Raw genomic sequence first — 960 nt, forward strand, 5'->3', positions numbered from 1 at the left:
AACGTCCAGAAGCGGTTCGGCGAAGCCGTGATCATTCCCGGTCTCGATCTCGAGATCGCGGACGGTGAGTTCGTGGTCTTCGTCGGCCCGTCGGGCTGCGGCAAGTCCACGCTGCTGCGCCTGATCGCCGGTCTGGAGGACGTGTCCGGCGGCACGATCACGATCGACGGGCAGGACGTCACCGAGGCGCCGCCCGCCCGGCGCGGACTCGCCATGGTGTTCCAGAGCTACGCGCTCTACCCCCACATGAGCGTGGCCGCCAACATCGGCTTCCCGCTCAAGATGGCCGGCATGGACAAGGCGGCGATCGACAAGAAGGTGCAGGCCGCCGCCGCCACCCTCAACCTCACCGACTACCTGCAGCGTCGGCCGCGCGAGCTGTCGGGCGGCCAGCGCCAGCGCGTCGCGATCGGGCGCGCCATCGTGCGCGAGCCCAAGGGCTTCCTGTTCGACGAGCCGCTGTCGAACCTCGACGCGGCCTTGCGCGTCAACATGCGGCTCGAGATCTCCGAGCTGCACGCCCAACTCGCGACCACGATGATCTACGTCACGCACGACCAGGTCGAGGCGATGACCATGGCCGACAAGATCGTGGTGCTGAACCGGGGCAACATCGAGCAGGTCGGCTCGCCGCTCGACCTCTACACCCATCCGCGCAACCTGTTCGTGGCAGGCTTCATCGGCTCGCCGAAGATGAACTTCCTCGGTGGCGCCTACGCCCAGCAGCACGGCGCGGCGACCGTCGGCGTGCGGCCCGAGCACCTGGCGCTGTCCGCGACGGGCGGCACGCTGCGCGGCACGGCGGGCGTCTCCGAGCATCTCGGCTCCGACACGTTCGTCCACGTCAAGCTCGATACCGGCGAGACGATCACCGCCCGCTCGCCCGGCGACTTCCGCGTTCGGCATGGCGATCCCGTCTGGCTCACCCCGGAGGACGGTCGGATGCACAGATTCGACGCG

The 960-nt window shown here is 68.9% G+C and carries 1 protein-coding gene; it reads left to right on the forward strand.

Features of this window, described 5'->3' with window-relative positions; all coding sequences use genetic code 11:
- The coding region (locus D3218_RS19430) for an ABC transporter ATP-binding protein (RefSeq protein ID WP_280959988.1) at positions 1-960 on the forward strand (960 nt) is incomplete at both ends.

Source organism: Aureimonas flava (genome assembly GCF_003583935.1).
Lineage (GTDB): Bacteria > Pseudomonadota > Alphaproteobacteria > Rhizobiales > Rhizobiaceae > Aureimonas > Aureimonas flava.